Origin of the sequence: Mycolicibacterium celeriflavum (assembly GCF_010731795.1) — a bacterium.
In the GTDB taxonomy this organism is placed as follows: domain Bacteria; phylum Actinomycetota; class Actinomycetes; order Mycobacteriales; family Mycobacteriaceae; genus Mycobacterium; species Mycobacterium celeriflavum.
In genome coordinates, this window is sequence record NZ_AP022591.1 from 2,047,261 (window position 1) to 2,072,398 (window position 25,138).

The window sequence follows — 25,138 nt, forward strand, 5'->3', positions numbered from 1 at the left end:
TCAACAGCCCTGACGCAGAATCGGCACGCGAACGGCCGGTCAGCCGGGCAGCACGGGTTCGGCGCCCGCCACCATCAGCGGGCGCACCTCGGCCCACGCCGGGTCCTCCTCGGCCACCGACCCGGACAGTTGCATGATCCCGCGCGCATCGGCCACGTACACGGTCGACGGGTTGGCCGCCACGGTGGTGACCGGCATCAGCAGGTTGCGGCTCGGCCCGTCGGAGTTGACGCCGTCGAGGTTGACGTAGGACACCGGATGCTGGGGATCGGTCCGGCTCACCACGATGTCGTCGCCCGTGCGCCACGACAGCGAAACCACAGTGTCGCGTAGGCCGAAGCCGAGCCGTCGCGGATAGGTCAGCGCGTAGCCACCGCCCGGCGTCTGCTCGACACCGGCCAGGATCACCCGACCGTCGATGACCATCGCGGCGCGGGTGCCGTCGCGCGAGAGCTGCAATTCGGTGATCGGACCGGGAAACTTGGTCGACACCAGGGTGGAGTCGACCGGGATGCGCGCCGGCTGACCCGAGGCGTCCTGGATGACGCGCACTACGTTGTTGCCGTCGATCACCACCCACACCGCGTTGTCGAGGGACCAGCTCGGACGCGACAGCTCTCTCGCCTCGAGTACCTGTGAGGCGTTCCCGCCGAGCGCACCCACCCACATCGACGACGCCATGTCGGGTGCGCCGGGCCGCAACGTCACGATCGACGCGACCTCCTGCCCGGTGCGCGACACCGCCGCCGAGGTCTGGTTCGGCATCTGCCCGAACGGCCCGGGAACCCGGGGCGCCCGCTGACCGTCGAGGGCGACGAGCGAGCCGCCCACCAGCGCGTGCAGACCCGCCGCGACGCCGGAGGCCGCCCCCGGGTCGGTGGCCGCCACGTCGGACGTCTCCCACCCGTCGGCGAACCGCTCGTCGAGGGGCACGCTGTCGGCGTTGATCACGTACGGTCCGTTGATACCTGCGCGTGACAGTGTCCAGATCAGCTGCGCAGCAAGCAGTTGCCTGCTGTGCGGGTCGGTGGTGGACAGATTTTCCAGATCGATTCTCGCCCCGCCGTATCCGCGTCCGACACCCGTCTTACCGCCGTCGGCGCGGGTCACCGGACCGCGAAGTTTGAGCGGTGGCTCGAGGAGGTTACGGACCGTCTTGGCCATCTCCGGACGCGGGCCGGCGATCAGCTTGCTCACCAGTTCGGTGGCCAACTGGTCGGGATCGGACACCGCGACATAGCGAGGGTCGGGCACCACGGTGCCGCCCGTCGGGTCGACGAAGTACAAGGTATTGCGCTTGTAGGTCGCTTGAAACTGTTGCCAGTCAAGGAAAACGCCGTTGGGCAACTTGTCGATGCGCCAGCCGTCCGGGGTCTTCACCAACTCGATCGGCCCAGGATCGGGCAGCGCGCCCTCTCCCGTCTCGAAAACCCCCATGTCCGACAGCGACCCCAGGATATCGGCGCGCATGTTCACCGAAACCCGTTCGGGGCCACGGGTTTCGACGAACACCACGTTGTCGATCAGAATCGCGCTGCCCGCGTCGTCCCAGGTACGAGAGGCAGATTCGGTGAGGAACTGGCGTGCCGCCAGGTGCCGGTTCGAGGGGTCGGCCGTGGCTTTGAGGAATTCGCGCAGCAGCACATCGGGGTCCATGCCCGGCGTCGGTTTGGGCAGGCTGGGCGGGGCAGGCCGGTCGACCGTGCCGATGGCCTGCGGCGACGACGAACTCGGCACGCCCGCGCAGCCCGCAAGTACCACCGCAAGCAGCCACACGACGGCCAGCAGCCGCCTCACACGGACTCCTGGGCGGGTTCGCGGTCGGGGGCGCGTCGCGACGGCACCTCGGGAGCAACAGGTTTCATGGGCAGCGGACTTGCCGTCACCTTGTGCCCCCGGACGAGCGGCAGCGTGAGGCGGAAGCACGCGCCCTTGCCCGGCTCGCCCCAGGCTTCCAGCCTGCCCTGGTGCAGGCGGGCGTCCTCGATGCTGATCGCCAAGCCGAGACCGGTGCCGCCGGACCGCCGTACCCGCGACGGATCCGACCGCCAGAACCGGCTGAAGACCAGCTTCTCCTCGCCCGGCCGCAGTCCGACGCCGTAATCGCGGACGGTGACCGCGACGGTGTCCGCATCGGCGGCCATCCGGATCCGGACCGGCTTGCGCTCGGCGTGGTCGATGGCGTTGGCGATGAGGTTTCGCAGGATGCGCTCGACGCGCCGCGGATCGACCTCGGCGATGACTTCCCGCGGGGGCATGTCGACGATGAGCTCGACGTCGGCATCCTGAGCGAGGTGCCCGACATTGTCCAGCGCGCTCTGCACCGTCGATCGGAGGTCGACCGACTCGACGGACAGTTCGGCGACGCCGGCGTCGTGGCGCGAGATCTCGAGCAGGTCGCTGAGCAGCGTTTCGAATCGGTCGAGCTCACTGACCATCAGCTCGATGGACCGGCGCAGCGCGGGGTCGAGGTCCTCGCTGTGGTCGTGGATCAGGTCGGCGGCCATGCGCACCGTCGTCAGCGGAGTGCGCAGCTCATGGCTGACGTCGGAAGTGAACCGGCGCTGCAGATTGCCGAACTCCTCCAGTTGGGTGATCTGGCGGTGCAGGCTCTCGGCCATGTCGTTGAACGACATGGCGAGGCGGGCCATGTCGTCCTCGCCGCGCACCGGCATGCGCTCGGTGAGATGCCCTTCGGCGAACCGCTCGGCGATCCGCGACGCAGACCGCACCGGCAACACGATCTGGCGTGCGACCAGCAATGCGATCGCGGCGAGCAGGCCGAGCAGCACCACCGCGCCGGTGGCCATCGTGCCGCGCACCAACGCGATCGTGGATTCCTCATTGTTCAACGGGAAGATCAGGTACAGCTCCAGGTTCGTCACCGGCGAGGACGTCGGGCTGCCGACGATCAGCGCCGGTCCCGAGAAGGTGTCGGTGTGCACGGTCGCGTACTGGTAGCTCACCTGGCCGGCCTTGACGAACTCGCGCAGCGCGTTGGGCACCTGCTGGACGGGACCAGCCGCGGTCGCCGCTCGCGGGCCGTCCCCGGGCACCAACAGAACGGCGTCGAAAGTGCCCGCCAGCCCGGGGTCGGTCTCGGCGGTGCGGTCGATCAGGGTATTGCGCGCGAGCTGCAGGCTGCTGTCGAGCGATCGGGTTTCCTCGCCCCCGACGATGCCGCTGACCGTGGAGCGGGCCCGATCGATCTCCTCGGTGGCGGCGCGCACCTTCACCTCGAGGATACGGTCGGTGATCTGGCTGGTCAGCACGAAGCCGAGCACCAGGATGACCGCCAGCGACAGGCCGAGCGTCAACGACACCACGCGCAGCTGCAGGGAGCGCCGCCAGGCAAGGCTCAACGCCCGACCCAGCGCGCCCAGCCCACGTACCAGCGGTGCCGATCGACGATGGATTCGTCGCCTCGAGCTGAAGATCACGGCCACCGCCGAGCAGTCGAAATGATGTGGTCCACCCTAGCCGTGGAAATCGCCACCGCCGAGCGGTGAAGGATCACGGCCACCGCCGAGCGGTGAATCTCACGACCACGGCTGAGCCGTGCGGACTCACGGGGGTCCGGCCTTGTATCCCACTCCTCGAACAGTCAGCACCACCTGGGGGTTCTCCGGGTCCTTCTCGACCTTGGCCCGCAGGCGTTGGACATGCACGTTCACCAAACGGGTGTCTGCGGGGTGCCGGTATCCCCACACCTGTTCGAGCAGCACATCACGAGTAAACACCTGCCGCGGTTTGCGTGCCAGCGCCACCAGTAGGTCGAACTCGAGCGGTGTCAGCGAGATCTGTTCGCCCTGCCGGGTGACCTTGTGCGCCGGCACGTCGATGTCGACGTCACCGATGGACAGCATTTCGGCGGGCTCGTCCTCGTTGCGCCGCAGCCGGGCGCGGACGCGGGCCACGAGCTCCTTGGGCTTGAAGGGCTTCATCACGTAGTCGTCCGCACCGGACTCCAGACCCAGCACCACGTCCACGGTGTCGGTCTTGGCGGTCAGCATGACGATCGGCACACCGGAATCGGCGCGCAGCACCCGGCACACGTCGATCCCGTTCATGCCGGGCAGCATCAAGTCCAGCAGTACCAGGTCGGGCCGCAATTCGCGGACCGCAGTGAGCGCTTGGGTGCCGTCACCGATGACCGCGGTGTCGAAGCCTTCGCCCCGCAGCACGATGGTGAGCATCTCGGCCAGCGAAGGGTCATCGTCGACAACCAGAATCCTTTGCCTCATGGAGTCCATGGTGTCACCGAATTGCGATAAACCCCGGCTACCACACGGCGCGTTTCGCGTGTTGACCGGCTAAGGGGGTCCGCGCGGAGGCTTCGCGGCCTATCGGGCGGCCAGTTGGGCGGCGAGCGCGGCGGCGTCGACGTCGGGTCCGGCCACCTCCCAGCGACCGCACCAGCCACCGGCGGCCAGCGCGGCGTAGACGTCGGAGGTGCGCTGCTGCAGCCCGCCGTCGCGTTCATAGGCGTCTTTGGGCCGGTCGGCTTCGGTGTTGGCGCGGTGTTCGGCCCGCTTTGCCGCCAGTTCGGTCGGGACGGCCAGCAGCACCTGGGCATCCGGTCTCGGCAGTGCCAGCCGCTCGTACTCGAGGACTCGCACCCAGTCGACGACATCCCCGTCGGCGCCCTGGTGCAGGCGCGCGGCGCTGTAGGCGGCGTTGGACGCGACGTAGCGGTCGAGGATCACGACGTCGTAGCCGGCCTGCAGGCGTTCGATCTCGGCGCGGGCATGCGCACGGTCGAGCGCGAACAGCAGCGCCATCGCGTAGACCGACTCCGCCAGGTCACCGTGGGCGCCGTGCAGCGCCTCGGCGGCCATATCGGCCTCGACGGAGTGGCCGTAGCGCGGAAACGCCAGGCTGGTCACCGTTCGGCCGGCTGCCTCGAATGCAGTTCGCAGGCCGTTGGTCAGCGTGCGCTTGCCCGCACCGTCGACACCCTCGATCACGATGAGCACGCGGCGAGCGTAGCCGTACCCGCCGATGAGTTCCGTCAGCACCGAAGGTCTGTTCTGATGAGCGCCCCCACGACCGGAAGGAAGACAAATGACGACGCACGCGGTCGGCACGCGCGAACAGTGGCGAGCCGCCTACGAGCGGCAGCTGGCGAAGGAAAAGGAACTGACCCGACGGTCCACCGAGCTCGCCCGGGAACGTCAGGCACTGCCCTGGGTGCGGGTCGACAAGCAGTATCTGTTCGACACCACGGCGGGCCGTCGTACGCTCGCCGAGCTCTTCGACGGTCGCTCACAGCTGATCGTGCGGCACTTCATGCACGGGCCGAACACTCCCCAGGGCTGCCCGGGGTGCACCTTCGAAACCGACAACCTGGTCGGCGCAGTTCCGCATCTCGCGCACCGCGACGTGACCTTCATCCTCTCGTCACGGTCGCCGCTGCCGGTGCTCACCGCGTACAAGCAGCGGATGGGTTGGGACGTCGAATGGGTGTCCTCGGGCGGCAGCGACTTCGACGCCGACTTCTTCGAGTACATGCATGTCCCGACGGCCCGCCGCGACTACGGATCGGGCAGCGGAAGCATGCTCGACGTCATGGAGCTGATGGCGCTGAGCTGCTTCGCACTCGAGGACGGAGTCGTCTACCACACGTACTCGACCTACGACCGCGGCACCGAGGCGCTGAACGCCACGTGGCAGCTGCTGGACCGGGCGCCGAAGGGACGGGGCGAGGACTTCTCCGACTGGCCGCGCAAGCGCGACGAATATCCGGCGTAGCGTTGCCACTGCAGGACGCTCAACATCACGCGACGAAAGTCGATGTCTTACTGCATCGTTCGGTTAACTGCGACCGTCCTCAGCAGCCGGCTATTGCGTGGGCGTGACGTAACGCGCCGCCTCTGCGGCATGGTCGGCCGAGACGTACACGTCGTAACGTTGTGCTTCCAAGGTCTGGATGCTTGAGAAGTCCCGACCGCCCCGAGTGGACCAGTGAGCGACGAAGCCGAAGACGGCACCCCAGAACGCGCCGATCACCGTCGCGATCAAGACCACCCATATCCACAACGGACCGACCGCGAAAATCGCGAAGAGCAGTCCGATCAGCAAGCCGAACCATGCGCCGCTGCCGGCGCCCGCCAGCGCGGCCTTCCCGTTCGTCATCCGGCCGGTCACGCGCTCGACCGTTCGGACCCCGTCGCCCACGATGCTGATGTGGGCCACCGGAAAGCCGCCGTCGGACATGCGGTCCACCAAGTGTTGCGCGTCGGGATAGTTGTCGAACGACGCGATGACCTCGCGCCTGGCCGACGCAGCGGCGGGTTGATCGTACGGGCGGTGCGGGGTGGTCATGTTTTCCCTCCAGACGTTTGGCTATCGCGATTGGGTACCCGTCGCCGTGAACGCGTATTCGTCACCCGATCAGGCCTCGCCGCGACATGCATGCCTGCCCTGCATGAAGTGCGCCGTATGGTCGCCAAATGACCTACTCCATCGTCGCTCGTGACGCCCAGACCGGCCTGATGGGCGTCGCCTGTCAATCCCAGGCGTTCGCGGTGGGCGCCAGCGTTCCGTGGGCGGTGTCCGGCAGCGGGGTGATCGCTACCCAGTCGATGGGTGAACCCATGTACGGCGAACTGGGTCTGGACATCCTGCGTGCGGGGCTGACCGCAGTCGAGGCGCTGACCGCGTTGCGAAGCGTGGACGCGAATCCTGAACGCCGCCAGGTGGCGATGATCGATACCTGCGGGAACGTCGCTGTGTACACCGGCGAGGCGTGTGTCCCCGCGGCCGGTCACCTCGAGGGCAATGGCTGCGTGGCCCTGGCGAACATGGTTGTCTCAGAAGCCGTCTGGGAGGCCATGATCGACGCTTGGGAGCACACGCAGGCATCGGTGCCGGCGCGGCTGGCCCGGGCGCTACATGCGGCAGAAGACGAAGGCGGTGACATGCGCGGCAAGCGCTCAGCGGCGATGGTCGTCGTCGATCCCACCACGACCGGCCGGCCGTGGCACGACCGTCTGGTCGATCTGCGTGTCGACGACCACGAGGATCCGCTCGGCATGCTGGACCGCCTTCTCGCCCTCAATACCCGCTACCACAATGCAGTCGAAGCATTCGATCTCGCCCTTGGCGGCAACATCCAAGACGCGCTCGCCAGACTCGACGGGGCACCCGCTCCAGATCCCGTGCGGGATCCCGACATCGCGTTGTGGACAGCACTTGTGTTGGCACTGGGCGACCGTGAGGACGACGCCGCCCGTGTGCTGGCCGAGTTGTCCTCCACTGCACCACAGTTCGTCGAAGCTGCTCGCCGCTTCAGCGAGGTGAGACTTCTTCCCCCGAACACGCCCGTCACCCGGTTGCTCGACGAACTACAGCGCTAGCGTCCCACGGAGACGTTGCCCTAGAAACGCCCGCAATTGGGAGTGGTCGGTTTGCCGTTGAACCGGTCAGCGATCCACTGCATCGCCGGCTCCCCGTCGACGAGCATCGGGAGGCCGTGGTTGACCATCGCTTTGTTCAGAAACGGCGGTTGCTCGTTGGTACGCGCCTCGACGTCGGCGCCCTGGGCGCACCAGTCGCGACCGAGCTGCATCGCCGGCGCCCAGGGAACCAGCGGATCGAACCGGTTCGCGTTGATCAGCACCGGGGCATTGGGCTTCATGCGCCCCAGCTTCTGTTCGTCGAAAAGCGACTTGTACGGCTCCTTTTCGACGAGCGCGAAGATGTCCTCGTTGAAGTATGGCTGCAGGTGGCGAAACATGAATTTCGTGAGCGTCTCGGCGACGCACTGGTCTTGCACCTTGAAGAGCATGTCAGCGCCGCGCGGGGTCAGCGTCGCCCTGATCGCTTCCTCGTGTTCGGGGTAGGCCGTGATCACCCCATTCAGCGCATAGCCCACGGCTCCGATCAGCATGCTGCCGTCGATGAACGGGAACAGCGCCTTCAGGTCGGCGGGCGGTGCTCCGGCGTAGCTACCGACGACGTGGATTTCGGGCGCGTACGACTCGGCCATCTCCGCTGCCGATGCCGCCGCGCCCCCGCCCTGCGAGTAACCCCAGAACGCCACCGGACCGTTCCGGGTCAGCGAGGTGCCGGGGAGGTTCTTGGCGGCGCGGGCCGCGTCGAGCATCGCGTGGCCCTGCGACACCCGATTAGCGTAGGTGTGCAATCCCGGCGTGCCGAGGCCCTCGTAGTCGGTCATGACGATCGCGAAGCCGCGGGCGACCATCGTGGCGACAAACAACTCCTCGTAGTTGAACGCCAGGTCGAGGTAGGGCGACCAGTGGATGCCCTGATTGAACTGTCGAGACGGTGCGCACTGGTCCCCTTGCCCCTGCGTGCCGGGTCCGTAGACGATCAGCGGCCGCGTTCCTTGTCCCGGCCAGGGGACGTGTGGCTCAAAGTAGGTGCCGGTGACGACGTTTGGGTTTCCCCGAGCGTCGTTGCTGCGGTACATGATTCGCGTCCCGTCCGCCATGATCATGCCGAGTTGACCCGACGGCTCCAACACCAGCCGGGACGGCTCGGAGCGGACGATGTCGCCAGGTTGGCCCGGCGGCAACGGATCTGGCGGAGTGTAGAACGCCTGATATTCGTCTTCGTTGAAGTACGGATGATGGTCGTCGATGGTCGGGTCGTCGGCGCGCGCGTGCGGCGGGATTCCCAGGCTTGCGATCAGTAGCAGCGCAATCAGAACCCCCGCGACCCGACCCACGCGGCGGAGGTTAACAAAGCAACGCCGAAACTGCGGGGAGATCGCACGATTCGCAAGAGTCGCGATCTCCCCACGGTTTCGAGGTTCGAGCGGGGCTCAGTACCGGTAATGCTCCGGCTTGTACGGGCCCTCGACGTCGACGCCGATGTACTCCGCCTGTTCCTTGGTGAGCTTGGTCAGCGTGCCGCCGAGTGCTTCCACGTGGATGCGCGCGACCTTCTCATCGAGGTGCTTGGCCAACCGGTAGACCGAGTTGTCGTACTCGTCGTTCTTGGTCCACAGCTCGATCTGCGCGATCACCTGATTCGAGAAGCTGTTGCTCATCACGAACGACGGGTGACCCGTCGCGTTGCCCAGGTTGAGCAGCCGGCCCTCGGACAGCACGATGATCGACTTGCCGTCATCGAGGATCCACTGGTCGACCTGCGGCTTGATGTTGAGTTTCTTGGCACCGGACCGCTCCAGCGCGGCCATGTCGATCTCGTTGTCGAAGTGGCCGATGTTGCCCAGGATCGCCTGGTCCTTCATCGCACGCATGTGCTCGAGGGTGATGATGTCCTTGTTGCCGGTCGAGGTGATCACGATGTCGGCCACAGGTATGCCCTGCTCGACTGTCACGACGTCGAAGCCGTCCATCAGCGCCTGCAGCGCGTTGATCGGGTCGATCTCGGTGACCGCGACGCGCGCGCCCTGACCGGCGAGCGACTCCGCGCAGCCCTTGCCGACGTCGCCGTAACCACAGATCAGCACCTTCTTGCCGCCGATCAGCACGTCGGTGCCGCGGTTGATGCCGTCGATCAGCGAGTGCCGGGTGCCGTACTTGTTGTCGAACTTGCTCTTCGTCACCGAGTCGTTGACGTTGATCGCCGGGAACGGCAGTTCGCCCGCGGCCTCGAACTGATAGAGCCGCAGCACGCCGGTCGTCGTCTCCTCGGTGACGCCCTTGACCGACTCGGCGATCTTGGTCCACTTGTCCTTGTCGGTCTCGAAGCGCTTGCGCAGCACGCCGAGGAACACCTTCCACTCCGCCGGGTCATCTTCCTCGGCGGGCGGAACGACGCCCTGCTTCTCATACTGCGCGCCGCGCAGCACCATCATCGTGGCGTCGCCGCCGTCGTCGAGAATCATGTTCGCCGGCGCTGGGCTTCCATCAGAAGCGGCCGACCACGTTAGCATCTGCTCGGCGGCCCACCAGTACTCCTCGAGCGACTCGCCCTTCCACGCGAACACCGGGGTGCCCTTCGGGTCATCGGGGGTGCCGTTGGGGCCGACGACGACGGCCGCGGCCGCGTGGTCCTGGGTGGAGAAGATGTTGCAGGAAGCCCATCGAACTTCAGCACCCAAAGCCACCAAAGTCTCGATCAGCACCGCCGTCTGCACGGTCATGTGCAGCGAGCCCGAGATCCGTGCGCCCTTGAGCGGCTGCACGTCGTGGTACTCGCGCCGCAGCGCCATCAAGCCGGGCATCTCGTGCTCGGCGAGCCGGATCTCCTTGCGGCCGAAGTCAGCCAAGGCCAGATCGGCCACTTTGTAGTCGATCCCGTTGCGGGAGTCGGCCTTCAGCTCAGTCATGTAGAGCCCCTTTTCGTTCGTCATTGCTCTTGGGCGCACGGACGGGCACACCGGCGACGGCCGTGCGAAACCCCTAGCCTGCGGGCTCGCGGGACAGGCGCTCGGCGCTCTGACAGCTAAGGGGTATCGATAACACCGTAGCGTTCGGCGAACGGCGTCATCAATCTGGCTAGGTCGCGCGCCACCACGTCGGTGGTCAGGTGGTCGGCCTCGGGCGGCATCGACACGTAGCTCATGGCGAGCCGGACGATGGCCCTGGCCAGCACTCCGGCGTCCTCCTCGCTGGCCTGCACCCAGCTGTCCATGAACGTCGACGTCAACCGCTGGCTGCAGCGCGTGATGATCGGTCCGCTGTCGGTGGTGATGAGCTGCAGCAGATCCGGTTTGGCCTCACCGGTCAGCAACGAGATCACCAGCGGATCGGCCGCGGACTCGGTGAAGAAGTCGCGAAACCCCTGCGAGAACGCCGCGTGGACGTCGCCGACGTTGCCTTGGATCGCGTCGTCGATCTGGTCGACGAGCCGGTCGGCGAGCCGCAAGGCGTACGCCTGCGCCAGCCCTTGGCGGGAGCCGAACTCGTTGTAGATGGTCTGGCGGCTGATGCCCGCGGCCTTGGCCACGTGCGACAGCGTGATCGCCGACCAATCGCGGGTGAGCAGCAGTTCGCGCATGCCGTCGAGAATCGAATCGCGCAGCAGCACCCGCGACGCCTCGGCGTACGGGACGCGCTGCGCGGTTCGACGCGGGCTACTCACCCCCGCGACACTAACGGTCACGAACGAGCGACCTCCACCATCTCGAAATCCGACTTCGCCGCGCCGCAGTCCGGGCAGCTCCAGTCGTCGGGGATGTCGTCCCAGCGGGTGCCCGGGGCGATGCCGTCTTCCGGCCAGCCCTTGGCCTCGTCGTATTCGAATCCACACTGCACGCAGACGAACAGCTTGTAATCCATGACTCTTCCTTTCTCGTGGGTTTCGACTCTGTGGTTCAAACGGGTTCGAAGTCGACCTTCTCGCGCACCGCGCAGTCCGGACAGGTCCAGTCGTCGGGGATGTCGCTCCACGACGTGCCGGCCGGAAAGCCCTCCCGCGGAGCGCCTTTCGCCTCGTCGTAGACGTAGTCACAGCCCGGGCAGCGGTAGGTGCTCATGCCGCGGTCCCGTACCGTGCCACCACCTTGTCGCGGACCCGCGGATGCACGTTGACCCGGGTGATGTCGCCGTCGTAATGCTCGAGCACGCGGTGATCCATCACGCGACGCCACAGCGGCGGGAAGTACGTCAGCGCGATCATCGACGCATAACCGCTCGGCAGGTTCGGCGCGCCCTCCATGCTGCGCAGCGTCTGGTAACGCCGGGTGGGGTTGGCGTGATGGTCGCTGTGCCGCTGCAGGTGATACAGGAACAGGTTGGTCACGATGTGGTCGGAGTTCCAACTGTGCAGCGGCGCACAGCGTTCGTAGCGACCGCTTTCCAGCTTTTGCCGCAGCAGGCCGTAGTGCTCGAGGTAGTTCACCGTCTCCAGCAGCGTGAAGCCGAACACCGCCGAGATCACCACGTACGGGATCAGTGTCCAGCCGAACACCGCGATCAGCGCGCCGTAGAACACCACCGACATCGCCCAGGCGTTGAGCACGTCGTTGGACCAGTGCCAGGGACTCTTACCGGCACGACGCAACCGCGCCGCCTCCAGCTCCCACGCCGAGCGCAGGCTGCCGAACACGCTGCGCGGCAGGAACTCCCAGAATGTTTCACCGAAGCGGGCCGACGCGGGATCCTCGGGCGTGGCAACCCGGACGTGGTGGCCGCGGTTGTGCTCGATGTAGAAGTGGCCGTAGCAGGTCTGCGCCAGCGTGATCTTCGACAGCCACCGCTCCAGCGAGTCCTTCTTGTGGCCCATCTCGTGCGCGGTGTTGATGCCCACCCCGCCGAGCACACCCACCGACAGCGCCAGCCCGATCTTGGCCGGCCAGCCCAGTCCGCCGTCGAATCCGAGCCAGCTCAGGTCCGACGCGGTGAACAGGTAGGCGCCCAGGATCACGCTGGCGTACTGGAACGGGATGTAGATGTAGGTGCAGTAGCGGTAGTACTTGTCGTTCTCCAGCCGCTCCATCACCTCATCGGGCGGATTCTGCCCGTCCGGACCAAATCGCAAGTCAAGGGCGGGCAGCAGGATGTACAGCAGGATCGGGCCGATCCAGAACGGCACCTGCGCCGCCGCATGCCAGCCCCACTGGTTGAACGCCCAGACCAGCGGAAGCATCACGAACAGCGCCGTCGGCGCGATCAGTCCCATCAGCCACAGATAGCGCTTCCTGTCGCGCCACTGGGCGATCTCCTGCTCGGGCAATTGCGTGGTCACTGCGAGCCTCCTGAAGTGAGTACCGTCACGTTCTGCGCTTTACTATAGAGTCCCATTTGTCGGTTGTCTAGACGCAAGTGCCTAGTTTGTAAAGCGGCGCTGGGTGCGCAGGAGTGATTTCGGTGTCGCTGGTCGCGGTGAGCGCGACGGACTACACCGAAATCGCTGAGGATTCCCGCCGGCCCAGCACTGAGTGACGACGGCCGTAGAGGAAGTAGATGACCACACCGATCGCCATCCAGACCAGGAAGCGAATCCAGGTCAACGCCGTGAGGTTCAGCATCAGCCAACCGCAGGCCACGATCGAGGCGATCGGCAGCCACGGCACCCCCGGCGCCCGGAAGCCGCGCTCGAGGTCCGGCCGGGTGCGCCGCAGCACGATCACGCCGGCCGACACCAGGACGAACGCGAACAGCGTTCCGATGTTGACCATCTCTTCCAACTTGTCCATGGGGAACACCGATGCGGTGACCGCCACGAGAGCGCCGACGATCAGCGTGATGCGCACCGGTGTGCCGTGCCGTCCGGTCTTGGCCAGACCGCGAGGAAACAGTCCGTCGCGCGACATCGCGAACAACACGCGGGTCTGCCCGAGCACCAACACGATCACCACGGTGGTCAGCCCCGCGAGCGCACCGATCGAGATGACCTTGGCCGCCCAGTCGATCCCGTTGACGCTGAACGCCGTCGCGAGGTTGGCCTTCTCCCCCGCCTCGCGCAATTCGCTGTAATGGACCATGCCGGTCAACACGACCGCCACCGCGACGTAGAGCACCGTCACGATCGCGAGCGAGGCCAAAATGCCTCGGGACACGTCGCGCTGCGGGTTCTTCGTCTCCTCCGCGGTGGTGGCGACGATGTCGAACCCGATGAAGGCGAAGAAGACGATCGAGGCGCCCGCCAGCAAGCCGTACCAACCGTAGTGGCTGCCCTCGGCGCCGGTGAGCAAGGAGAGCAGCGACTGCTCGGTGCCGCTGCCACCCTCGCCGCGCTCGGCAGGCGGCAGGAACGGGGAATAGTTCGCGACCTTGATGTAGAAGGCGCCGACCGCGACCACCAGCAGCACCACCGCCACCTTGATCACGGTGATCACCAAGCTGACCCCCGCCGAGAGCTTGGTGCCCAAGGCAAGAATGACGGTGACGAACGCGATGATCAGCAGCGCGCCCCAATCCAATCGCACCGCACCGAAATCCGCTGTGCCACCGCCGAACTCGAACACGGCACCCAGATAGCTCGACCATCCCTTGGCCACCACCGCCGCCGCGACCGCGAACTCGAGGATCAGGTCCCACCCGATGATCCACGCGACGAACTCGCCGAACGTCGCGTAGGAGAACGTGTAGGCGCTGCCCGCGACCGGCACAGTCGAGGCGAACTCGGCGTAGCACAGCGCCGCCAGGCCGCAGGCGATCGCGGCGAGCACGAACGAGATCGAGATCGCCGGGCCGGTGAGGTTGCCCGCGGTCGACGCGGTGATGGTGAAGATGCCGGCGCCGATCACCACGGAGACGCCGAACACCGTGAGGTCCCACCAGTTCAGGTCTTTGCGCAAGCGGGTGTCCGGTTCATCGGTGTCGGCGATCGACTGCTCCACCGACTTCGTCCGCCGAGCCATCGCGCGTCCTCCCGTTGAGTGCCGTGCCCGCAATGTAGCTAGTACTGTGCACCCGATGGGGCGGAGTTATAAACACGTCGCCGTCATCGGGGGCAGTCTGGCGGGAATGTGTGCGGCGCGGGTGCTCTCCGACGTCAGTGAGCGCGTGACGGTTTACGAGCGCGACGACCTGCCCGACGGCCCGGCGAATCGCGCCGCGGTACCGCAGGGCCGACATGTCCACCTGTTGATGGCGCGAGGCGCCGACGAGTTCGAAAAGCACTTCCCGGGCCTGCTCGCCGACATGTTGGCCGACGGTGTGCCGATCCTGGAGAACCGGCCGGACTGTATCCACTTCGGCGCCGCCGGCCATGTCCTGGGCACCGCGCACCGGCTGCAGAACGAGTTCACCGCCTACGTGCCGAGCCGCCCACAACTTGAATGGCAGATCCGCAAGCGCGTGAAGAACATCGACAACGTCGAGATCGTGCACGCCGCCGTCACCGAGCCCACCTACGACGCTGCGCGCGAACGGGTGACCGGCGTGCTGCTCGATTTCGGGCAGACCGTCGCCGCCGATCTCGTCGTCGACGCCACCGGCCGCGGTACCCGGCTGCCCGGGTGGCTCGAAAAGTGGGGTTACGAACGTCCGGCCGAGGAGACCGTTGACGTCGGCATCGCCTACACCAGCCATCAGTTCCACGTCCCGGAGGGTCTGCTCGCCGAAAAGGTCGTGGTCGCAGGCGCTTCGCGGGCACAACCGCTCGGCATCGGCATGCTGTTCTACGAGGACGGCAACTGGAACGTCACGACCTTTGGTGTCAGCAAGGTCCAGCCGCCGCAGAACGTCGCGCAGATCCTGGACCTTGCCGACGAGATCCTGCCCGCGCACGTGTCCGCCGCGCTGCGTCAGGGGACTCCGCTGGGCGAGATGGCGTTTCACCGCTACCCGACGAGTCGTTGGCGCCGCTACGACGATCTCCGACGCTTCCCCGCCGGCATCTTCCCGTTCGGCGACGCCGTCGTCAGTTTCAACCCGACCTTCGGCCAAGGCATGACGATGACGGCGATCCAGGCCGGAAACCTGCGCACGGTGCTGGAATCGGGCGACCCCGATGTCGCGGGCCGACTGGCGAAGGCCACGGCGAAGACGACGTGGCCGGTCTGGGTGATGACGGCCATCGGCGACCTCATCCTGCACAACGCGACCGGCAAGTCGAAATGGTGGTACAAGCCGGTGGGCGGGCTGTTCGATCAGTTCCTCGGTGCGGCGGAGACCGACCCCGTTCTCGCCGAGTGGTTTCTGCGCCGGTTCAGCCTGCTCGACAGCCTCTACATGGTTCCGTCGCCGCGGCTTGTCGGTCGCACCATCCGTCACAACATGCGGTTGTGGTGGGCCGAGAAACGGGCCGCCGAGAAACCCGTTCCGGCCCCGCAATCGGCATGAGCGCCCGGTGCGCGGTACCTGTCCCGGTAATTTGGTAGCCATGACGAGGACGCGATGAGCGCGGGTCTGTTCGGTCTTCTCGACGACGTTGCCGTGCTGGCACGGATGGCGGCCGCATCGGTCGACGACATCGGCGCCGCAGCGGGCCGTGCGACAGCCAAGGCCGCCGGGGTGGTCGTCGACGACACCGCGGTGACACCCCAATACGTGCACGGCCTCACCGCCGACCGCGAACTGCCGATCATCAAGCGGATCGCCATCGGATCGCTGCGCAACAAGCTGCTGTTCATCCTGCCGGCCGCCATGCTGCTCAGCCAGTTCGCGCCGTGGCTGCTGACACCGCTGCTGATGGTCGGTGCCACCTACCTGTGCTACGAGGGCGCCGAAAAGGTGTGGGGTCGCGTGAGCAAGCACGGCGGACACGACAAGCACGCCGCCCCCACCGCCGCCATCGGCGTGGACGCCGAAAAACAGATGGCCGCGGGCGCGATCCGCACCGACTTCATCCTGTCCGCCGAGATCATGGTGATCGCGCTGAACGAGGTGGCCAGCGAACGGTTCTGGCCGAGGTTGATCATCCTGATCGTGGTCGCGATCGTCATCACGCTTGCCGTCTACGGCGTCGTCGGGCTGATCGTGAAGATGGACGACATCGGGCTGCGCCTCACCCAGCGCTCGTCATCGTTCGCACAGAAGGTGGGCCGCGGCCTGGTCGTGGGGATGCCAAAACTGCTCGCGGCGTTGTCGGCCATCGGGACGGTCGCGATGCTGTGGGTGGGCGGTCACATCCTGCTCATCGGAACCGACGACGTGGGCTGGCACGCCCCGTACGGGCTGGTCCACCACGCAGAGGACTTCATCCATCACGCCGTGCAGGGCGTCGGCGGCGTGCTGGCATGGTTGACCAACACCGCGGCGTCGGCCGTCATCGGATTGATCGTCGGCGCGGTGATCGTGGCGATCATGCATGTGTTGCCCTTCGGCAAGCGCACCAAGGACGACACGCCCCACTGAACGGCGCGCTCTAGATTCCGACAGTGGCGCGGAACAGTTTCGTCGGCTGCGTCGCGGCGAGCCGGATCGGTCCCTCGTCGGCCGACACCCACGCCGCCGATCCCTTGTTCAGCGTGACCGTGCCGCCCTTGGCGTGCACGACGGTCGAGCCTTCGGTGCACAGCAGGATCTGCGGACCGTCGTGTCGCGTGGGCGCGTCGATCTCGTGGCCGATCCGGTCGCCGTCGATGTGCAGCACCGACACTGCGAACTCGGGCGCCGGGGTGCGGTACACCGACTCGATACCGTCATCGACCTCCTCGGGCCGGACCACCACGTCGTCGGCTGGCGTGAAGTCGAGAACACGCAACAACTCCGGCACATCGACGTGCTTGGGGGTGAGCCCGCCGCGTAACACGTTGTCGGAGTTGGCCATCACCTCCACGCCCACGCCGTTGAGGTAGGTGTGCAGATTGCCCGCGGGCAGATAGATACCTTCGCCCGGTTTCAACGTGATGCGGTTGAGCAGCAACGAGGCCAGCACGCCCGCGTCGCCGGGATATCGTTCGCCGAGTTCCAGCACCGTCTTCGCTTCAGCAGCGAATTCTCTTCTGCCCGAACGAACATAGTGAATGGCCCCGTCGATCACGGCGGGCACCAGCACGTCGAGGTCGGGTTGCGGCGCGGTGATCCATGTGGTGAACAACGCGCGCAGTCCGCCGGCGTCGGGTTGGCCGGAAAGCAGGTTGACGTACGGGTCGAGGTCGGTGACCGCGAGCGCTCGCATCAACTCGATGCTCCCTGCGGCGGGCCGGAATCCCGCCAGCGCCTCGAACTGGCTCAGCGCGACGATCAATTCAGGCTTGTGGCTGGGATCGCGGTAATTGCGGTTCGGCGCCGACACGGGAATGCCGAGCCTGTTCTCCCGTTCGAAACCCTCCAGCGCCTGTTCGGCGCTGGGGTGCGCCTGCAGCGACAGCGGTTCGTCTGCCGCCAGCACCTTCACCAGGAACGGCAGCGTGTCGCCGAACCGCGCACACACCGCCGCACCCAACTGACCCTCGGGGTCGTCGCGCAGTGCAGCGAGCAGCGAGCGCTCCCCGTCCTCGGTCTCCAGCATGGCCGGATCGCCCGGGTGCGCACCGAACCACAATTCCGCTTCAGGATGCGCTGTGGGACAAGCCCTTCCGGTGAACTCGGCAATGTCGGTGCGCGAACCCCAGGCATAGGTCCGCACCGCTCCGCGTAGCAGGTGCACTTGGCTAACCTCGAACTAGTTTCAGGTACACGGCGGTCATCTCCAGCCGGACGGCCAGCATCGCCAGCTGTTGTTCCAGACGTCCCGCCGCCGACGTCGCGTCCGGAACGGCCGCTCCCTCCGGCAGTTCCGGCACGTCCTGGGCGCTGATCACGTCGACGTCGTCCAGGTCGGCGGCTCGGGCGACGACGGTTGGCCGCTCCGCTTCGGTGGTGAGCACGAACGTGCGCACCCGCGGCGGAAGTGGACCGTCGATCTGCTCATCGTGGAAGATCGACCGCTCGCGGTCGGCCGCCGACGTGCCCCCCATGCCACCGCGCAGCGCCACCAGTGCGTCGGCCAAGCCGACGGCGGCGACCACCCGATGGGCGATCCGCAACAGAATGGCGGCACAGTGCCCGGCCACCGCGAGTGTCGCCGCGCTGTCGCCGGCGAGCACGACATCGCGGTCCGACATCTGCTCGGCCAGCGTCTTGGCCGGATTGGTGAACAGTTCCCGGGCGGCGCTGTTGCGAAGCGCCTCGGCATCGAGTTCGTCGGCCAGCGCCGCCAGGTCGACGTGCATGGCCGGATCGACGACGCTCAGCGTCGCCAACCCCACGGCGAGGTAGCGCACCAGGCCGAATTCGTCGGGCACCCAGACCCGCGGCGCCAGCACCACGGCCCTGCCCGCGGCGACGTCACGCAACGGGCCTTCGTTCGGCGCGGCGACAACCACCCGAGCCCCGCGCCGCACCCCGCTCGCGGCGGCGTTCACCAGGGCGGGATCCCCGGGGTCGTCGCCCGCGACGATCAGCACGTCCAGCGGACCGATCCACGGCGGCACCTCCGCGGCGACGACGATCGGTGCCGCCACCGACGCGCCGAACGCCGCGGCCAGCACCGACCCCGCGGTCTCCGAGTTTCCGCGCCCGGCAACCCAGATCAGGGTGCGTGGCGGGCCGTCGGCCCGTAACGATTCGAGTTCTCCCTCGTCCAGCGCGGCGGCGGTGGCCCGCACCTGGGCGCCGGCCGTTGCAGCCGCGCGCAGCAGACCTTCGCGGTCGGCGGCGAGCAGACCGTCGACGTCGTCGAGGTTCACCACCGCGGCCGAGGACGGTGGGCCCGCGCTCACGTGGCCGCCTCGGATTGCGAAGGAACCTGCGCGCGAACCGTCCTGGAGATCTCGCGGACGATCGCGTCGACCTCTTCGGTGCTGCGGGCTTCGACATTGAGCCGCAGCAGCGGTTCGGTATTCGACATGCGCAGGTTGAACCAAATGCCCTCACCCAGGTCGACCGTGACCCCGTCGAGGTGGTCGATCGAGTGGATCCGGGAGCCGAACGCCTTGAGCACGTCGTCCACACATCGCTCGGCGTCGGTGACGGTGAAGTTGATCTCCCCGGATGCCTCGTAGCGCTGGTAGTCGGCCATGAAATCCGACAACGGGCGGTCCTGTTCGCCCAACGCGGCCAGCACGTGCAAGGCCGCCAGCATGCCGGAGTCCGCACCCCAGAAGTCGCGGAAGTAGTAGTGCGCCGAATGCTCGCCGCCGAAGATCGCACCGGTGTCGGCCATCAGCGCCTTGATGTAGGAGTGCCCGACGCGGCTGCGCACTGGCGTACCGCCCCGCTCGGTCACCAGCTCGGGCACTGCCCGCGAGGTGATCAGGTTGTGAATCACCGTGGCGCCGATCTCCCTACCCAGTTCCCGCCCGGCCACCAGCGCGGTAACCGCCGACGGCGACACCGGATGCCCCTTCTCGTCGACGACGAAACACCGGTCGGCGTCGCCGTCGAACGCCAACCCGATGTCGGCGCCGGATTCGACGACGTACTTTTGCAGATCGGCCAGGTTGGCCGGGTCCAGCGGGTTGGCCTCGTGGTTGGGGAACGTCCCGTCGAGCTCGAAATACAGCGGCGACAAGGTGATCCCGGGAATCGGGCCCAGCACCGCGGGGGCAGTGTGGCCGGCCATGCCGTTGCCCGCGTCGACGGCGACCTTCAGCGGTCGAAGCTCCGCCAGGCTCACCAGCGAGCGCAGAAACTCGCCGTATTCGCCCAGCACATCACGGTCCGTCACGGAGCCGGTCGCGCCGTCGTAGCCCGGCACGCCGGCGATGATCTCGTCGGCGATGCTCGACAGGCCGGTGTCCTTACCGACGGGTTTGGCGCCGGCCCGGCAGAGTTTGATGCCGTTGTAGGCCGCGGGGTTGTGGCTGGCGGTGAAGATCGCACCGGGGCAGTCGAGAAGTCCGGACGCGAAGTACAACTGGTCGGTCGAGGCGAGCCCGATCCGCACCACGTCGAGGCCCTGCGCAGTCACTCCGTCGGCGAACGCCGACGCCAGCGCCGGCGAACTCGCCCGCATGTCGTAACCGATCGCCACCTGCGACGCGTCGTCGCGGATCAAGCGGGCGAAGGCACCGCCGACGTCGGCGACGAACTGCTCATCGAGTTCCTCTCCGACCAGGCCACGCACGTCATAGGCCTTGATGACGCGATGAACAGCCGCGGCGGGCCGTGACATAGAACTCCTTGTGACGTGGTACTGCTGGCGCCAGCCTAACCGTCGGTGAAGGCGTACACGTGAACTAGTCAGTGGGGTCGGGCAACACCCGCAGATGGCCCCGGCGACGGCCGTTGGACTCCGGACGCCTGGCCGGCGGCGCCATCAGGGAGCCGCCGTGCGCGCCGGTGACCGGATCGGAGAAGCCTGTCGCGACCCCGTTGATCGGCGGAGCGAGGTCGCGCCCCTCGCGCACCGCGTCCGCGAGCGCGACGAGATCGTCCTCGTCGGGATGCGACGGCAGCGGGCCCGCGTGCCGAACCAGTTCCCAGCCGCGCGGCGCGGTGACCCGGCCGGCGTGCACCACGCATAGGTCCCACGAGTGCGGTTCGGCCACCGTCGCCAGCGGCCCGACCACCGCAGTGGAGTCGGCGTAGACGAAGGTCAGCGTCGCGACGGCATAGTGCGGACACCCGGGCCTGCAGCAGCGACGGGGAACGTTCACAGCGGAAGGCTATCGTGGCCGCACCCTGCGCGACGCCGGACACGCGCAGCCTGCCGACGGCCGATCTCGAACCGTTACGATCTTGTTCACGCGCACGAGAGGAGCACCGACGCGGTGGCCAAGCGGCAATATCTGCGCTCACGCCGGGGCCGCGACATGCGCGGACCGTTACTTCCCCCCACGGTGCCGGGTTGGCGCAGTCGCGCCGAGCGGTTCGACATGGCGGTGCTGGAGGCTTACGAGCCGATCGAGCGGCGTTGGCAGGACCGATTGACGGCGCTGGATGTGGCGGTCGACGAGATACCGCGCATCGCTCCGAAGGATCCCGACAGTGTGCAGTGGCCACCGGAGGTGATCGCCGACGGGCCGATCGCGCTGGCCCGGCTGATCCCGGCTGGTGTCGACGTTCGAGGTAACGCCACGCGGGCGCGAATTGTATTGTTCCGCAAGCCGATCGAGCGACGGGCCAAGGATCTTGTCGAACTCGAGGAGCTGCTGCATGAGATTCTGGTGGCCCAAGTCGCCACGTATCTGGGCGTCGAGCCTTCGGTCATCGACCCGACGATCGACGACGATTGACCGCTCGGGTCAGATGATTCCGCGCTTCAGTCGACGACGCTCGCGTTCGGACAGGCCGCCCCAGATGCCGAAGCGCTCGTCGTGCGCCAGCGCATACTCCAGGCACGCGTCGCGCACCTCGCAGCCCTGGCAGATTCGCTTGGCTTCGCGCGTCGAGCCACCCTTCTCGGGGAAGAATGCCTCGGGGTCGGTCTGAGCGCACAGCGCGCGCTCCTGCCACAAGTCGTCTTCGGGTGTAAGCGCCGGCGCAGCATCAATTGGGTCTGGCACCAGACTTAACTGGGGACGCCGGGGCGTCTCGACGGGTGCCGGTCCGGAATTGGCGTGCGGGGCGCTGTCTACTGAGCCGAGGAATCGGTTGTCAAACCGAATCAGACGATCGAAATCGCCGTACTCAAAAGACATCTTCGGCCTCCTCACCTGGTTTCGCTGATCCCCTATAAGCGCCCCACCGGAACGTGGGACCCATTCAATTCGAACAAGTGATCGAATCTCGGTCTGCGGCACCGAAACCGGATGGCCTACCGGGAAATGACACTGGTGTGATTACACACGCGTGAGCAGTCCTGGTCAAGCGTTAGAACAGGAATTCATACCATTCCGTGATCGAAATGCGGCGAGTCGTGACCTCGGCGTGTCTGTCACATTCCGCGAATCTCCCCGGCCCCCCAAGGATTGAGGCACTCCTGGACGAACCGAATTCGCTTGGACGGCCTACGCTCGGTCGATGTGAAGGTCACGGTACTCGTCGGCGGCGTCGGTGGCGCCCGCTTCCTGCTCGGTGTGCAGCACTTGCTGGGTCTCGGGCAATTCGCTGACACGAAAGTTGCTGCTGTGACTGATGATTCTACTGAGCATCAATTGTCTGCTGTGGTCAACGTCGGGGACGACGCGTGGATGTTCGGGGTGCGCATCTGCCCCGACCTCGACACGTGCATGTACACCCTCGGAGGTGGCATCGACCCGGAGCGCGGTTGGGGACATCGCAACGAAACCTGGCATGCCAAGGAGGAACTCGCGGCCTACGGGGTGCAACCGGACTGGTTCGGGCTCGGCGACCGGGATTTGGCGACTCACCTCGTGCGCAGTCAGATGCTGCGCGCCGGTTACCCGCTGTCGCAGGTGACCGAGGCGCTGTGCACCCGGTGGTCGCCGGGCGCGACGCTGCTGCCCGCCAGTGACGACCGCAGCGAAACCCACGTCGTCATCACCGATCCCGGACCCGGCGACCACGCCGGTGAAAAACGCGCCATCCACTTCCAGGAGTGGTGGGTGCGGTACCGCGCGAAGGTGCCCACTCACAGCTTCGCTTTCGTCGGCGCCGAAAAGGCCACGGCGGGGCCCGGCGTCGCCGAGGCGATCGAATCCGCCGATGTCGTCCTCGTCGCGCCGTCCAACCCGGTGGTGAGCGTCGGCGCGATCCTGGCCGTTCCGGGGATCCGCGGCGCGCTGCGGTCGACGCCGGCACCGGTGATCGGCTACTCCCCCATCATCGGCGGAAAGCCGTTGCGCGGTATGGCGGATGAATGCCTGTCGGTGATCGGCGTGGAAAGCACGTCGGAGGCCGTCGGCCGGCACTACGGCGCGCGCTCGGGCGTCGGGATCCTCGACGGCTGGCTGGTGCACGAGGACGACCACGCCGACGTAGCCGGTGTCGAGGTCCGCTCGGTGCCGCTGCTGATGTCCAACCCCGCGGCAACCAGCGAAATGGTGCGCGCCGGACTGGATTTGGCCGGCGTGAAGCCATGACCGAGCATGGAACGGCCGCCGCCGTCGAACTGCTCCCGGTGCCCGGGTTGCCGGAGTTCCGGCCCGGCGACGACCTTGCCGCGGCGATCGCGGAGTCTGCGCCGTGGCTGCGCGACGACGACGTGGTGGTGGTGACCAGCAAGGTGCTGTCGAAGTGCGAGGGGCGCATCGTCGACGCCCCCGCCGATCCGCAAGAGCGCGATGCCCTGCGGCGCAAGCTCATCGACTCCGAGGCGGTTCGCGTACTGGCCCGCAAGGGCCGCACACTGATCACCGAGAACGCGATCGGTTTGGTTCAGGCCGCCGCCGGAGTCGACGGATCCAACGTCGACTCCGCCGAACTCGCGCTGCTGCCGATCGACCCCGACGCCAGCGCGGCCGCGCTGCGCACCGCCCTGCGGGAGCGCCTCGGCGTGAGCGTCGGCGTCGTCGTCACCGACACCATGGGCCGCGCGTGGCGCAACGGGCAGATCGACGTGGCCATCGGGGCGGCCGGTCTGACCGTGCTGCACGGGTATGAGGGGTCGCTCGACCGGCACGGCAACGAATTGATTGTCACCGAGATCGCGGTCGCCGACGAAATCGCCGCGGCCGCCGATCTGGTGAAGGGCAAGCTGACCGACATCCCGGTCGCGGTGCTGCGGGGCCTGCAACTGGCAGACGACGGTTCGACGGCGCACAAGCTGGTCCGGGCCGGCGAGGAGGACTTGTTCTGGCTGGGCACCGAGGAAGCCATCGCGCTGGGCAGGAGTCAGGCGCAGCTGCTGCGCCGGTCGGTGCGCCGGTTCTCCGCGCAGCCCGTAGCGCCCGAGCTGGTGGAAACCGCTGTCGCCGAGGCGCTCACCGCGCCCGCACCGCATCACACCCGACCGGTGCGCTTCGTGTGGTTGCAGGATCGGGGCAGACGGTCGGCGCTGCTCGATCGGATGAAGGACAAGTGGCGCGCCGATCTGTCCGCCGACGGCCGGCCCGCCGAGGCCGTCGAACGTCGCGTCGAGCGTGGCCGAATACTCTATGACGCACCGGAAGTCGTCATCCCGTTCATGGTGCCCGACGGTGCGCACAGCTATCCCGACGCCGACCGCACCGCCGCCGAACACACGATGTTCACCGTCGCGGTCGGCGCGGCGGTGCAGGCGCTGCTGGTGGCGCTGGCCGTGCGCGGCGTCGGCAGCTGCTGGATCGGTTCGACGATCTTCGCCCCGCAAGTGGTCCGCGACGAGCTGGGGCTGCCCGATGACTGGGAACCGTTGGGCGCAATCGCGATCGGCTACGCCGACGCGGGGGCGCCGTCGGGCCCGCGGCCGCCGGTACCGACCGACGGTCTGCTGGTACGCAAGTGAGCTTGCACGCATCGGCGGTCGATGCGCTCTCTTGTTGGCAGGCACCCGATCCCGCACAGGACACGCTGCGGCACGCGGTGCTGGCGTTCCTGGCGGCCAGGCCCGACGGATGCCTGCGGGAGTGTGCGCCCGGACACGTCACCGGGTCGGCGCTGGTCGTCGACCACACCGGCACGCATGCTCTTCTCACGCTGCACCCGCGGTTCGGGCGGTGGCTGCAACTCGGCGGGCACTGCGAGGCCACCGACCCCGATATCGTCGCGGCCGCGTTGCGGGAGGCCACCGAGGAATCCGGCATCAACGGGCTCACGATCGACCCGACGCTGGCGGCGTTGCATGTTCATCCGGTCACGTGTTCGCTGGGGGTGCCCACCCGCCACCTCGACATGCAGTTCATCGTCCATGCCCCCGCCGGTGCCGAGATCGTCGCGAGCGACGAGTCGTTGGACCTGCGCTGGTGGCCGTTGGACGCGTTGCCGCAGGACTGCGACTTCGGGCTGACGCAACTGGTGGCGGCGGCCCGCTCCCGGTGATTTCGGTGTAGTCCGTCGCGCTG

At 67.2% G+C, this 25,138-nt stretch carries 25 protein-coding genes; 8 read left to right on the forward strand and 17 right to left on the reverse strand.

Annotated features, from left to right (window positions below; all coding sequences use genetic code 11):
• Window positions 1-39 precede the first annotated feature (39 nt).
• From lpqB to G6N18_RS10030, 4 genes are all read right to left on the reverse strand, one after another.
• Window positions 40-1,797 carry an MtrAB system accessory lipoprotein LpqB gene (gene lpqB / locus G6N18_RS10015; RefSeq protein ID WP_083004888.1) on the reverse strand — a complete coding sequence of 586 codons (1,758 nt, stop codon included), beginning with the start codon at window positions 1,795-1,797 and terminating at the stop codon, window positions 40-42.
• Window positions 1,794-3,440 carry an MtrAB system histidine kinase MtrB gene (mtrB, locus tag G6N18_RS10020; RefSeq protein ID WP_083004978.1) on the reverse strand — a complete coding sequence of 549 codons (1,647 nt, stop codon included), beginning with the start codon at window positions 3,438-3,440 and terminating at the stop codon, window positions 1,794-1,796. The genes lpqB and mtrB overlap by 4 nt, the downstream gene beginning before the upstream one ends.
• 126 nt (window positions 3,441-3,566) lie before the next feature.
• Window positions 3,567-4,253 (reverse strand): two-component system response regulator MtrA, encoded by a 687-nt coding sequence (gene mtrA, locus G6N18_RS10025; RefSeq protein ID WP_059099010.1) that lies wholly within the window; start codon window positions 4,251-4,253, stop codon window positions 3,567-3,569.
• A gap of 90 nt (window positions 4,254-4,343) precedes the next feature.
• Window positions 4,344-4,976, reverse strand: a complete 633-nt coding sequence (locus tag G6N18_RS10030) for a dTMP kinase (RefSeq protein WP_083004975.1) — start codon at window positions 4,974-4,976, stop codon at window positions 4,344-4,346.
• Window positions 4,977-5,064: 88 nt separating this feature from the next.
• Between G6N18_RS10030 and G6N18_RS10035 the strand changes: the two genes are divergently transcribed.
• Window positions 5,065-5,751 carry a DUF899 domain-containing protein gene (locus G6N18_RS10035; RefSeq protein WP_067219105.1) on the forward strand — a complete coding sequence of 229 codons (687 nt, stop codon included), beginning with the start codon at window positions 5,065-5,067 and terminating at the stop codon, window positions 5,749-5,751.
• A 90-nt stretch (window positions 5,752-5,841) separates the two neighbouring features.
• Here G6N18_RS10035 and G6N18_RS10040 read toward each other — a convergent pair whose 3' ends face one another.
• The gene (locus G6N18_RS10040) at window positions 5,842-6,324 is read right to left on the reverse strand and encodes a YflT domain-containing protein (protein ID WP_083004885.1); all 483 of its coding nucleotides are present in this window, start codon (window positions 6,322-6,324) and stop codon (window positions 5,842-5,844) included.
• A gap of 128 nt (window positions 6,325-6,452) precedes the next feature.
• Between G6N18_RS10040 and G6N18_RS10045 the strand changes: the two genes are divergently transcribed.
• On the forward strand, window positions 6,453-7,358 hold the full coding sequence (locus G6N18_RS10045; protein ID WP_083004881.1) for a DUF1028 domain-containing protein: 906 nt from the start codon (window positions 6,453-6,455) through the stop codon (window positions 7,356-7,358).
• A gap of 20 nt (window positions 7,359-7,378) precedes the next feature.
• On the opposite strand, the gene G6N18_RS10050 is transcribed toward G6N18_RS10045, so the two are convergent.
• From G6N18_RS10050 to G6N18_RS10080, 7 genes are all read right to left on the reverse strand, one after another.
• Complete coding sequence (locus G6N18_RS10050) at window positions 7,379-8,692, reverse strand: lipase family protein (protein WP_083004878.1); 1,314 nt, start codon at window positions 8,690-8,692, stop codon at window positions 7,379-7,381.
• Window positions 8,693-8,788: 96 nt separating this feature from the next.
• Window positions 8,789-10,264 carry an adenosylhomocysteinase gene (gene ahcY / locus G6N18_RS10055; protein ID WP_083004973.1) on the reverse strand — a complete coding sequence of 492 codons (1,476 nt, stop codon included), beginning with the start codon at window positions 10,262-10,264 and terminating at the stop codon, window positions 8,789-8,791.
• A 116-nt stretch (window positions 10,265-10,380) separates the two neighbouring features.
• On the reverse strand, window positions 10,381-11,040 hold the full coding sequence (alkX, locus tag G6N18_RS10060; RefSeq protein WP_082949268.1) for a TetR family transcriptional regulator AlkX: 660 nt from the start codon (window positions 11,038-11,040) through the stop codon (window positions 10,381-10,383).
• A complete protein-coding gene (locus G6N18_RS10065) occupies window positions 11,037-11,216 on the reverse strand; it encodes a rubredoxin (protein ID WP_067219117.1) in 180 nt (59 codons plus the stop codon). The genes alkX and G6N18_RS10065 overlap by 4 nt, the downstream gene beginning before the upstream one ends.
• A gap of 35 nt (window positions 11,217-11,251) precedes the next feature.
• On the reverse strand, window positions 11,252-11,413 hold the full coding sequence (locus G6N18_RS10070; protein WP_067219120.1) for a rubredoxin: 162 nt from the start codon (window positions 11,411-11,413) through the stop codon (window positions 11,252-11,254).
• Window positions 11,410-12,558 (reverse strand): alkane 1-monooxygenase, encoded by a 1,149-nt coding sequence (locus tag G6N18_RS10075; protein WP_234783611.1) that lies wholly within the window; start codon window positions 12,556-12,558, stop codon window positions 11,410-11,412. The genes G6N18_RS10070 and G6N18_RS10075 overlap by 4 nt, the downstream gene beginning before the upstream one ends.
• Window positions 12,559-12,775: 217 nt before the next feature.
• The gene (locus tag G6N18_RS10080; protein ID WP_083004875.1) at window positions 12,776-14,242 is read right to left on the reverse strand and encodes an amino acid permease; all 1,467 of its coding nucleotides are present in this window, start codon (window positions 14,240-14,242) and stop codon (window positions 12,776-12,778) included.
• A 55-nt stretch (window positions 14,243-14,297) separates the two neighbouring features.
• On the opposite strand from G6N18_RS10080, the gene G6N18_RS10085 reads away from it, so the two are divergent.
• Together G6N18_RS10085 and G6N18_RS10090 are read left to right on the forward strand one after the other, a co-directional pair.
• Window positions 14,298-15,668 carry an FAD-dependent oxidoreductase gene (locus G6N18_RS10085; protein ID WP_083004971.1) on the forward strand — a complete coding sequence of 457 codons (1,371 nt, stop codon included), beginning with the start codon at window positions 14,298-14,300 and terminating at the stop codon, window positions 15,666-15,668.
• A 54-nt stretch (window positions 15,669-15,722) separates the two neighbouring features.
• Window positions 15,723-16,682: a DUF808 domain-containing protein gene (locus tag G6N18_RS10090; RefSeq protein WP_067219134.1), complete on the forward strand. Its 960-nt coding sequence runs from the start codon at window positions 15,723-15,725 to the stop codon at window positions 16,680-16,682.
• A gap of 10 nt (window positions 16,683-16,692) precedes the next feature.
• Here the strand turns inward: G6N18_RS10090 and manA are convergent, their stop codons facing one another.
• The 4 genes from manA to G6N18_RS10110 all read right to left on the reverse strand — a co-directional run bounded on the left by manA (window position 16,693) and on the right by G6N18_RS10110 (window position 20,911).
• Window positions 16,693-17,919, reverse strand: a complete 1,227-nt coding sequence (gene manA, locus G6N18_RS10095) for a mannose-6-phosphate isomerase, class I (protein ID WP_083004872.1) — start codon at window positions 17,917-17,919, stop codon at window positions 16,693-16,695.
• Window positions 17,920-17,923: 4 nt separating this feature from the next.
• On the reverse strand, window positions 17,924-19,033 hold the full coding sequence (locus G6N18_RS10100) for a TobH protein (RefSeq protein ID WP_083004869.1): 1,110 nt from the start codon (window positions 19,031-19,033) through the stop codon (window positions 17,924-17,926).
• The gene (locus G6N18_RS10105) at window positions 19,030-20,427 is read right to left on the reverse strand and encodes a phosphomannomutase/phosphoglucomutase (RefSeq protein WP_083004865.1); all 1,398 of its coding nucleotides are present in this window, start codon (window positions 20,425-20,427) and stop codon (window positions 19,030-19,032) included. Before G6N18_RS10105 ends, G6N18_RS10100 begins: the two co-directional genes overlap by 4 nt.
• Window positions 20,428-20,491: 64 nt before the next feature.
• Window positions 20,492-20,911: a DUF3499 domain-containing protein gene (locus G6N18_RS10110; protein ID WP_067219149.1), complete on the reverse strand. Its 420-nt coding sequence runs from the start codon at window positions 20,909-20,911 to the stop codon at window positions 20,492-20,494.
• Between the two features lie 156 nt (window positions 20,912-21,067).
• Between G6N18_RS10110 and G6N18_RS10115 the strand changes: the two genes are divergently transcribed.
• The gene (locus G6N18_RS10115) at window positions 21,068-21,490 is read left to right on the forward strand and encodes a metallopeptidase family protein (RefSeq protein WP_067219203.1); all 423 of its coding nucleotides are present in this window, start codon (window positions 21,068-21,070) and stop codon (window positions 21,488-21,490) included.
• Between the two features lie 9 nt (window positions 21,491-21,499).
• On the opposite strand, the gene G6N18_RS10120 is transcribed toward G6N18_RS10115, so the two are convergent.
• Window positions 21,500-21,763: a WhiB family transcriptional regulator gene (locus G6N18_RS10120; protein ID WP_179962424.1), complete on the reverse strand. Its 264-nt coding sequence runs from the start codon at window positions 21,761-21,763 to the stop codon at window positions 21,500-21,502.
• Between the two features lie 456 nt (window positions 21,764-22,219).
• Here G6N18_RS10120 and cofD point away from each other — a divergent pair, with 456 nt between their 5' ends.
• From cofD to G6N18_RS10135, 3 genes are read left to right on the forward strand one after another with little or no spacing between them, the layout of a single operon-like run.
• The gene (gene cofD, locus G6N18_RS10125) at window positions 22,220-23,239 is read left to right on the forward strand and encodes a 2-phospho-L-lactate transferase (protein ID WP_083004862.1); all 1,020 of its coding nucleotides are present in this window, start codon (window positions 22,220-22,222) and stop codon (window positions 23,237-23,239) included.
• Window positions 23,236-24,582 carry a coenzyme F420-0:L-glutamate ligase gene (locus G6N18_RS10130; protein ID WP_083004858.1) on the forward strand — a complete coding sequence of 449 codons (1,347 nt, stop codon included), beginning with the start codon at window positions 23,236-23,238 and terminating at the stop codon, window positions 24,580-24,582. Before cofD ends, G6N18_RS10130 begins: the two co-directional genes overlap by 4 nt.
• Window positions 24,579-25,115: an NUDIX hydrolase gene (locus G6N18_RS10135; protein WP_083004856.1), complete on the forward strand. Its 537-nt coding sequence runs from the start codon at window positions 24,579-24,581 to the stop codon at window positions 25,113-25,115. The genes G6N18_RS10130 and G6N18_RS10135 overlap by 4 nt, the downstream gene beginning before the upstream one ends.
• Window positions 25,116-25,138 lie beyond the last annotated feature (23 nt).

Excerpts from the sequence above, each read along its gene's own strand:
- mtrA (WP_059099010.1), bottom strand. The coding sequence starts at position 4,253 with ATGGACTCCATGAGGCAAAGGATTCTGGTTGTCGACGATGACCCTTCG.
- G6N18_RS10035 (WP_067219105.1), top strand. The coding sequence starts at position 5,065 with ATGACGACGCACGCGGTCGGCACGCGCGAACAGTGGCGAGCCGCCTAC.
- G6N18_RS10040 (WP_083004885.1), bottom strand. The coding sequence starts at position 6,324 with ATGACCACCCCGCACCGCCCGTACGATCAACCCGCCGCTGCGTCGGCC.
- G6N18_RS10045 (WP_083004881.1), top strand. The coding sequence starts at position 6,453 with ATGACCTACTCCATCGTCGCTCGTGACGCCCAGACCGGCCTGATGGGC.
- ahcY (WP_083004973.1), bottom strand. The coding sequence starts at position 10,264 with ATGACTGAGCTGAAGGCCGACTCCCGCAACGGGATCGACTACAAAGTG.
- G6N18_RS10065 (WP_067219117.1), bottom strand. The coding sequence starts at position 11,216 with ATGGATTACAAGCTGTTCGTCTGCGTGCAGTGTGGATTCGAATACGAC.
- G6N18_RS10070 (WP_067219120.1), bottom strand. The coding sequence starts at position 11,413 with ATGAGCACCTACCGCTGCCCGGGCTGTGACTACGTCTACGACGAGGCG.
- G6N18_RS10075 (WP_234783611.1), bottom strand. The coding sequence starts at position 12,558 with ATGGGACTGATCGCGCCGACGGCGCTGTTCGTGATGCTTCCGCTGGTC.
- G6N18_RS10080 (WP_083004875.1), bottom strand. The coding sequence starts at position 14,242 with ATGGCTCGGCGGACGAAGTCGGTGGAGCAGTCGATCGCCGACACCGAT.
- G6N18_RS10085 (WP_083004971.1), top strand. The coding sequence starts at position 14,298 with ATGGGGCGGAGTTATAAACACGTCGCCGTCATCGGGGGCAGTCTGGCG.
- G6N18_RS10090 (WP_067219134.1), top strand. The coding sequence starts at position 15,723 with ATGAGCGCGGGTCTGTTCGGTCTTCTCGACGACGTTGCCGTGCTGGCA.
- G6N18_RS10105 (WP_083004865.1), bottom strand. The coding sequence starts at position 20,427 with ATGTCACGGCCCGCCGCGGCTGTTCATCGCGTCATCAAGGCCTATGAC.
- G6N18_RS10115 (WP_067219203.1), top strand. The coding sequence starts at position 21,068 with ATGCGCGGACCGTTACTTCCCCCCACGGTGCCGGGTTGGCGCAGTCGC.
- G6N18_RS10130 (WP_083004858.1), top strand. The coding sequence starts at position 23,236 with ATGACCGAGCATGGAACGGCCGCCGCCGTCGAACTGCTCCCGGTGCCC.